The organism is Enterobacter cloacae complex sp. P38RS (assembly GCF_014930775.1).
Classification (GTDB): domain Bacteria; phylum Pseudomonadota; class Gammaproteobacteria; order Enterobacterales; family Enterobacteriaceae; genus Enterobacter; species Enterobacter bugandensis.
In genome coordinates this window covers 77,650-85,451 of record NZ_JADBRS010000021.1, presented here as the reverse complement: position 1 = coordinate 85,451, position 7,802 = coordinate 77,650, and the positions used below count along the sequence as shown (strand labels likewise).

General features: G+C 61.5%; 7 protein-coding genes. 1 reads left to right on the top strand and 6 read right to left on the bottom strand.

The window, feature by feature from the left end:
• Nucleotides 1-109: 109 nt before the first annotated feature.
• Both IM303_RS20675 and mtnA read right to left on the bottom strand, forming a co-directional pair.
• Nucleotides 110-580 (bottom strand): SRPBCC family protein, encoded by a 471-nt coding sequence (locus IM303_RS20675; RefSeq protein ID WP_041910935.1) that lies wholly within the window; start codon nt 578-580, stop codon nt 110-112.
• Nucleotides 581-622: 42 nt separating this feature from the next.
• The gene (gene mtnA / locus IM303_RS20670; RefSeq protein ID WP_193360220.1) at nt 623-1,639 is read right to left on the bottom strand and encodes an S-methyl-5-thioribose-1-phosphate isomerase; all 1,017 of its coding nucleotides are present in this window, start codon (nt 1,637-1,639) and stop codon (nt 623-625) included.
• A gap of 104 nt (nt 1,640-1,743) precedes the next feature.
• On the opposite strand from mtnA, the gene mtnK reads away from it, so the two are divergent.
• Nucleotides 1,744-2,943, top strand: coding sequence for an S-methyl-5-thioribose kinase (gene mtnK / locus IM303_RS20665; protein ID WP_193360219.1), 1,200 nt, complete (start codon nt 1,744-1,746; stop codon nt 2,941-2,943).
• A gap of 40 nt (nt 2,944-2,983) precedes the next feature.
• Here the strand turns inward: mtnK and IM303_RS20660 are convergent, their stop codons facing one another.
• From IM303_RS20660 to IM303_RS20645, 4 genes are read right to left on the bottom strand one after another with little or no spacing between them, the layout of a single operon-like run.
• Entirely contained in the window at nt 2,984-4,225 is a 1,242-nt protein-coding gene (locus IM303_RS20660; protein ID WP_193360218.1) for an LVIVD repeat-containing protein, read from the bottom strand.
• The gene (locus tag IM303_RS20655; RefSeq protein WP_045261033.1) at nt 4,222-5,286 is read right to left on the bottom strand and encodes a sugar ABC transporter substrate-binding protein; all 1,065 of its coding nucleotides are present in this window, start codon (nt 5,284-5,286) and stop codon (nt 4,222-4,224) included. Before IM303_RS20655 ends, IM303_RS20660 begins: the two co-directional genes overlap by 4 nt.
• Nucleotides 5,287-5,305: 19 nt before the next feature.
• Nucleotides 5,306-6,301: an ABC transporter permease gene (locus tag IM303_RS20650; protein WP_045261034.1), complete on the bottom strand. Its 996-nt coding sequence runs from the start codon at nt 6,299-6,301 to the stop codon at nt 5,306-5,308.
• The gene (locus IM303_RS20645) at nt 6,298-7,800 is read right to left on the bottom strand and encodes a sugar ABC transporter ATP-binding protein (protein WP_193360217.1); all 1,503 of its coding nucleotides are present in this window, start codon (nt 7,798-7,800) and stop codon (nt 6,298-6,300) included. Before IM303_RS20645 ends, IM303_RS20650 begins: the two co-directional genes overlap by 4 nt.
• Nucleotides 7,801-7,802 lie beyond the last annotated feature (2 nt).

Genomic DNA, 7,802 nt, shown 5'->3' with positions numbered 1-7,802 from the left:
CGGGTTCTTATGCCTCAGTTGTAAGTGTCTACCATGTCCCCGAACAAGTGTTCACTATGTCCCCGGACCGTACAGTGGGAGAGGGTCGGGGTGAGGGCACCAGCGCGCACTAAGCGTTAAGCCCTTTCACATACTCCACCAGCTGATCCAGCACTATCCCCCACCCTTCGTGGAAGCCCATCTGTTCATGCTGCTCGCGGATTTCCTTCGTCGGATGGCGCGCAATCGCCGTATAGCGGGTTTTCCCCTCCCCGACGTCTTCCAGCAACAAAATTGCCGTCATAAACGGCTTCTCGGCCGGTTTCCAGCCTTCGGTATAGCCGTCGGTAAACACCAGCTTTTTCCCCGGATCGATTTCCAGGAAGACACCCCGGTTATCCATCCGCTGCCCGTCCACCTCAAACACGGTGTTGAACCGCCCGCCCACGCGCAGGTCGAGGTCACATTCGGTCACCTTATGAGGAGCAGGAATGAAGAAGTTTTTGATGTGCTCGGGCGTGGTCCAGCAGAGCCAGAGCAGGTCGCGCGGTGCGTCCACCACGCGCTCCAGTTTTAAGTCTGTTTCAGGATCGAGCGTCACGATGTTGTCCTCTCAGGGAACCCCCTTAAAGGATAGCCGGACTCAGGCAAATTTCCCTTCCGCCACCTCATCCGGCGTGACCACCCCCGTATCCAGCACCCAGCCGCTAATCAGCGAGGCAGGCGTGACGTCGAATGCCGGATTATAGACCTGCGCGTCTTCCGGCGCCCACTGCACTGCGCCAAAGCTTCCGGCAACGCCCGTCACTTCGCTGGCGGCGCGCTGCTCAATGGGGATCGCATCCCCGTTCGGGCAGGCCGGGTCGAGGGTCGTTTGTGGGGCGGCGACGTAGAACGGAATGCCGTGGAATTTCGCCAGCACCGCCAGCGAATAAGTGCCGATCTTGTTCGCCACATCACCGTTAGCGGCGATGCGATCGGCCCCTACCCACACGGCGTCCACCTGCCCTTTCGCCATCAGGCTGGCGGCCATGGAGTCGGTAATCAGCTGATACGGCACCCCCAGCTCGCCCAGCTCCCATGCGGTCAGCCTGCCGCCCTGCAACAGCGGACGGGTTTCATCCACCCAGACGCTGCTGACGTTACCCTCCTGATGCGCGCGGGCAATCACGCCCAGCGCCGTACCGACGCCCGCGGTTGCCAGCCCGCCGGTGTTGCAGTGGGTCAGCAGACGGCTGCCGGGCTTCACCAGCGCGCTGCCCGCTTTTGCAATCGCGTCGCAAAGCCGTTTGTCTTCGTCAATCAGGCGCAGCGCCTCCGCCATCAGCGCCGGAACGAAATTCTCTTCCCACAGCGCAAGCTTCATGCGGTCGAGGTTGTTCATCAGGTTTACCGCCGTCGGGCGGGATGCGCGAAGCGTTTCCAGCGCCACCGCCAGCTCATCGCGGCTTTTGCCGTTTTCCGCCAGCAGCGCCAGCAGCAGGCTTGCAGAGAGACCAATCAACGGCGCGCCACGCACGCGCAGAGCGTGGATATGCCCAACCAGCGCATCCACCGTTGAGGCATCCAGCCAGCGTTTCTCCTGCGGAAGCGCCTGCTGGTCGAGAATAAAGAGCTGATTATCCGCCACCCGCAGGCTGGTCGTCTGTAATGTCTGCATGTCGTTAATTCCCTGTTGCGTTGTTGTAGCACATTGTGTCAGGATGAAATCCAGATGTATAGACGTCTACATGTCTTAATTAGTTAACTCGTGAGGAACAGGCCATGTCGCAATACCGTACCTTTACCGCTCAGGACGCCGTGGAGTATGCCAGGCAGTTTGGTGGGCTTGACGATCCGTCATCGCTGGTAGAGGCGCAGGAAGTGGGCGACGGCAACCTCAATCTGGTTTTTAAAATTTACGACAGCGCGGGCGTCAGCCGCATCATCGTCAAACAGGCGCTGCCCTTCGTGCGCTGCGTCGGCGAGTCCTGGCCGCTGACGCTGGATCGCGCCCGCCTCGAGGCGCAAACCCTGGTCGAGCATTACCAGCACAGCCCGCAGCACACCGTGAAAATCCACCACTTTGACCCGGAACTGGCGGTGATGGTGATGGAAGATCTCTCCAGCCATCGCATCTGGCGCGGCGAGCTGATCAACAACATTTACTACCCGCAGGCGGCGCGCCAGCTGGGCGAATACCTCGCGCACGCGCTGTTCCACACCAGCGATTTCTATCTGCACCCGCACGCGAAAAAAGCGCAGGTGGCGAAATTCATCAACCCGGAGATGTGTGAGATCACAGAAGATCTGTTCTTCAACGATCCGTACCAGATCCACGAACGCAACAGCTACCCGGCCGAGCTGGAAAGTGACGTCGCCGGCCTGCGCGACGAAGCCCCGCTAAAAATTGCCGTGGCCGCCCTGAAGCACCGCTTCTTCTCGCATGCCGAAGCGCTGCTGCACGGGGATATTCACAGCGGCTCGATTTTTGTGGCCGACGGCAGCCTGAAGGCCATCGACGCCGAGTTCGGCTATTTCGGGCCGATTGGCTTTGACGTCGGCACCGCCATCGGCAACCTGCTGCTGAACTTCTGCGGCCTGCCGGGCCATCTGGGCATTCGCGATGCCGCCGCCGCGCGCGAGCAGCGCCTGACCGATATTCAGGAGCTGTGGAACACCTTTGCGGAACGCTTCCAGGCGCTGGCACACGAGAAAACGCGCGACACCGCGCTCAGCGCGCCAGGCTATGCCTCCGCGTTCCTGAAAAAGGTCTGGCATGACGCCATCGGGTTCTGCGGCACCGAACTCATTCGCCGCAGCGTCGGGCTTTCCCACGTCGCGGATATCGATAGCATCCAGGACGAGGCCATGCGCCACGAATGCCTGCGCCACGCGATAACGCTCGGCAAAGCGCTGATTGTCATTGCCGACCGTATCGACAGCGCGGAAGATCTGGTGGCGCGGGTGCGGCAATACAGTTGATTTTCTCCCTCTCCCTGTGGGAGAGGGCATCAAACCGCACTTACCCCAGATACTCAATCACCGACAGCCCGCCGTTATAGTCCGTGCTGTAAATAATCCCCTGCGCGTCCACAAATACGTCACAAGACTGGATCACCTGCGGGCGATTCGGCCGCGTGTCCATCATCCTCTCCGGTGCCGCGGGCACCAGCGCGCCCGTCTCCACCGGGCGATACGGATTAGAAATGTCATACGCGCGCACGCCCGCATTCTGATAGGTAGCAAAAATCAGCGTTGAGCTGACAAAGCTCCCCGGCCGGTTCTCGTGCAGGTTGTGCGGGCCGAAATGCGCCCCTTTTGCCACGTAGTCGGTTTCATTCGGCTGCGGGAAGGTCGAGATGCTCACCGGGTTCGACGGCTCGCGGATATCAAACAGCCAAATCAGCTTCTCGCCGTCCTGCTGGTTATCCAGCACCGCTTCGTCCAGCACCACCAGCAGATCCCGGTCCGGCAGCGGCAGCGCGGTGTGCGTGCCGCCGCCAAACGGCGGGCTCCAGTTGCGGTGGCTAATAAGCTTAGGCTGGGTACGATCCTTCACGTCAAGCAGCGTTAAGCCGCCGTCGCGCCAGCTGCCGTACGCCGTATCGCCGGCAATAATCGCGTGGTGGAGCGCGTAGCGTTTCCCTTCCGGCCAGTTCGGCTGTTCGCCTTCGGCCTGGTTCATGCCCGGCAGCCACCAGCGCCCTGCCACCTCAGGCTTACGCGGGTCGGCCAGGTCAATGGTCAGGAAAATGTAGTCGGTAAAACCGTCGATCAGCGCCGACACGTACGCCCAGCGGCCACCTACGTACCAGATGCGGTGTATGCCGATGCCGCTCAGCGAGAGAAAGCCAATTTCGCGCGGCGCGTCCGGCGTGGAGATATCAAAAACGCGAAGCCCGGCGCTCCAACCCCTGTCCTGCACGTCGCTGACGGTCTCTCCTACCTGACGGGTGTAGTAGACCTTCTCGTCGGCGAAGCGGGCATCGGCAAACAGATCCCGGGCGTTGATCACCAGCAGCAGGTCGTCATGCGCCTGGAGGTGCACGTTCCAGGTGCCCGGCGGCGCAGGAAAATAGCCCGCGGGTTTCGGGTTTTTCGGGTCGCGCACGTCGACTATCGAAAAGCCCTGCGACACCATATGGCCGATATAGGCGAAACCGCGATGCACCATCAGCTGCACGCCGTCCGGGCGACCGCCCTGATCGCTATGGCCGATCAGCCGCATGTTGCGGCTGTATTCTGGCGTGGGGAAGATGCTCATTTATTTTTCGCTTCCAGCGTCGCAAACCACGGGGCGATAAAATCTTCCGTCTGGCCCCAGCCCGGAATGATTTTACCCAGCGACGCCACGTTCACCGCCCCCGGCTGCGCGGTCAGCAGCGCCTGCGGGATCGCAGCGGCTTTGAAGTCGTAAGTGGCAGGCGTGGCCTCCCCGGCAATCTTGTTGGCGATCAGGCGCACGTTGGTCGCACCAATCAGCTTCGGATCCACCGCCACGCTCACCTTCCACGGGCTACCCGGCTCACGCATCAGCTGTAAATCCTGGTTGGAGATGTCAATGCTGTAGAGCTTGATCTCGGTGCGTCCATTCTCCTTCAGCGCTTTATACGCCCCCTGGCTGAAGGCGTCCCAGGTCCCCCATATGGCGTCGATTTTGCCTTTCGGGTATTTCGCCAGGATCGCGCCCACCTTGTTGGCGGTGTCGCCCTGCACGTCAGAAGAGACCGCGCCGATGGACTCCAGCTCTTTAATCTCCGGGTACTGCTTTTGCAATTCTTTATAGGCTGCCTGACGGCGCTCCATCGGCGGGAAGCCCGCCACCCACAGCTTGACGATATTCGCCTTGCCGTTGAAATCTTTCGCCAGTTGGCCGAAGGAGAGATTCGTCAGGGAGGCGTCGTCCTGCTGAGTGACGGTCACGCCCGGGATCTCGCCGTTTACGGCGGTATCAAATACGGCGACCTTGATCCCAGCATCCACCGCCTTCTTCACCAGCGCGGTGGAGTACGGATCGCGGCCCTGCGACAGGATGATCCCGTCATATTTCTGGCTGATGGCCTGGTTAACGAAGTCCTGGAATTTAGCATCATCCCCGTTGCTCAAAAAGGTGCTGACCTTAAAGCCGAGCTTTTTCCCTTCCTGAATGGCCCCGGCAACAAACTGCGTGGTGTTGTCGTCCGAGCCGAGGTTACGGATCACCGCGATGCGGATCGGTCCGTCGTGGTTCGCAATGGCGGCCGGAACCGGCGCGGGCGTGGCCGCGAATCCCGGCAGAGAAGTGAGTAACCCCAGTGCCACCAAAGAGAGCGCAATCTTTTTCATTTTTTATCCCGTTGTGTTGTCAGCGTTTTTGTATGTAGGTAATCGCCAGCGCTACCGCGAGCACCAGCCCTTTTATTATGTCCATGGCGTAATACGGCACGGAGAGCATCACCAGCCCGTTCGACAGCACGCCGAGGATCACCGCCCCCACCAGCGTGCCAAGCGCGTTCGGCTTGCCGGACCCGGCCAGCGAGAAGCCAATCCACGCCGCGGCCACCGCATCCATCAGATAGCCGCCGCCCGCATTGACCTGCGACGACCCGATGCGGGAGGCCAGCAGAATGCCGCCCAGCCCCGCCAGCAGCGAGGCAATCACGTAGGCCGCCACCTTGTAGCGCGTGGTGCGAATGCCCGAGAGGCGCGCCGCTTCCGGGTTGCCGCCAATGGCGTACATCCGGCGTCCGTGAGTGGTCAGCGACAGCCCCAGCTGCGCCAGAAGGGTCACCGCCAGCATGATGATGACGATGGTCGGCACCTGCCCCAGCAGGCTGAACGCCGCCGGAATGGTCCCTTCCGCCATGTCGCCGCTCGGCAGCACCATGTTCTCGGTAATCGACCCGCCGTAGCTGTAGGTCATTGCCACGCCCTGGATGACAAACAGGCTGGCGAGGGTGGCGAGCATGTCCGGAATACGCAGGATGACGATCAGGAAAGCGTTAAACAGGCCGACCAGCGTACAGAGCGCGAGAGTGATTACAATCGACTCGGTGGTGCCGAAGCCGTGCCAGACGAAAAGCGAAATGACCAGCGCGTTCGCCAGCGACGCCGTGGAGCCCACGGAGAGATCGAACCCGCCGACGGTCAGCGAAATCGACACGCCAACGGCAATCACCGTCACGATGGCAATCGAGCGCAGAATATTGATGATGTTGTTCGGGTCGAGGAAGCTGTCCGACGCCAGGCCAAAGACGGCCACCAGCGCGACGACGGTGAGCAGCATGCCCCATTTATAGAGAAAATCAAAAAGTTGCTGACGGCCAGACGCCGCCGCGGTCACTGAAAGGGCCTTGCTCACGACGCCGTTCCTCCGGTTGAATAATAAAGTAGTGTCTCTTCACGGGCCTCGGCCCCGGCGATTTCTGCCACGATGCGCCCGTCCCACAGGACGCAGATGCGGTCGCACAGTCCCACCAGCTCGGCGAACTCGCCGGAGGCGTAAATCACCCCTTTGCCCTCGCGAGCCAGGCCGTCAATCAGCTGGAACAGATCGGTTTTGGCCTTCACGTCCACGCCTTTGGTCGGCTCGTCGAAAATCAGCACGCTCGCATCGTTACGCAGCCACTTGCCGATGGCCACCTTCTGCTGGTTGCCGCCGGAGAGACGTCGCAAAACCTGTCCGGGACCGCGGGCGCGAACGCCGACGCGGGCGATCACCTCCTCCGCCCAGCGCCACGCCTGACGATGACCAAACAGGCTCCAGCGCGAAAAGCTGTTATCGGCGCACACGGCAAGGTTCATGCTCACCGGCTCGTCGATAAAAATGCCCTCCTTGCGCCGCTCCTCCGGCACCAGCGCCAGGCCGCGCAGCACCGAGTCTGCCGGGTCACGCGGGGTCCAGGCCTGATGGTTCAGCTCGCCGCGCGCCACGCGGCTTTTGCTGGCGCCAAACAGCGCCTTACAGAGTTCGGTTTTCCCCGCCCCCGCCAGCCCGGCAATGCCGAGGATTTCGCCTTTGCGCAGGTGCAGGGAGATATCCTTCAGCAGCGCGTCGTCGTGCAGTCCTTCCACTCGCAGCAGCGTTTCGTCGCCGTGCGGCGGTCGCGCGGGCGGGTAGATATCGCTCAGCACGTGGCCGAGCATCTTCTCAACAATCTCTTCACCGCTGAGATCGGCCATCGGGCCGGACTCAATCAGCTTGCCGTCGCGCAGCACCGTCAGGGTGTCGCAGATAGCTTTTAGCTCATGAATGCGGTGGGAGATAAACACCACGCCGATGCCCTGCTGTTGCAGACGTCTTACCACCGCAAACAGACGCTCGCTCTCGTGCGCGTCCAGCGGCGCGGTGGGCTCGTCAAGAATCAAAAAACGGCAGTGGTGGGACAAAGCGCGTGCCAGCAAAATCTGCTGCTTTTCGGCCAGCGTGCAGCCGTCGATGGAGCGGCGAACGTCCAGCGTAACGTCGAGCTGCGCCAGCGCCTGCCGCGCCTGCTGACGAACGGTGCGCCAGCGGTAGCGGTGCCCCGGCTGCGCCAGCTGGTCGAGCATGATGTTCTCCGCAATGCTCAGCCCGGGGATCAGCGCCACGTCCACCTCCTGCTGCACGAGGTGGATGCCCAGCCGTTTGGCGTCCAGCGGCTCGCGAATGTTTACCGGCTGGTTGTTAATGCTGATTTCGCCTTCATAGTGGTCGTGCGTCCCGCACAGCACCGCCATCAGCGTTGATTTCCCCGCACCGTTGGCACCCGTCAGCGCATGCACCGACCCGCCGTTCAGCGTGAAGTCCACGCGCGTCAGTGCCTGAAAGCCGGAAAAGGCCAGGCTGATACCGCGCATTTCAAGACGACTGGAAACCATCC

Excerpts from the sequence above, each read along its gene's own strand:
- mtnA (WP_193360220.1), bottom strand. The coding sequence starts at position 1,639 with ATGCAGACATTACAGACGACCAGCCTGCGGGTGGCGGATAATCAGCTC.
- mtnK (WP_193360219.1), top strand. The coding sequence starts at position 1,744 with ATGTCGCAATACCGTACCTTTACCGCTCAGGACGCCGTGGAGTATGCC.
- IM303_RS20660 (WP_193360218.1), bottom strand. The coding sequence starts at position 4,225 with ATGAGCATCTTCCCCACGCCAGAATACAGCCGCAACATGCGGCTGATC.
- IM303_RS20655 (WP_045261033.1), bottom strand. The coding sequence starts at position 5,286 with ATGAAAAAGATTGCGCTCTCTTTGGTGGCACTGGGGTTACTCACTTCT.
- IM303_RS20645 (WP_193360217.1), bottom strand. The coding sequence starts at position 7,800 with ATGGTTTCCAGTCGTCTTGAAATGCGCGGTATCAGCCTGGCCTTTTCC.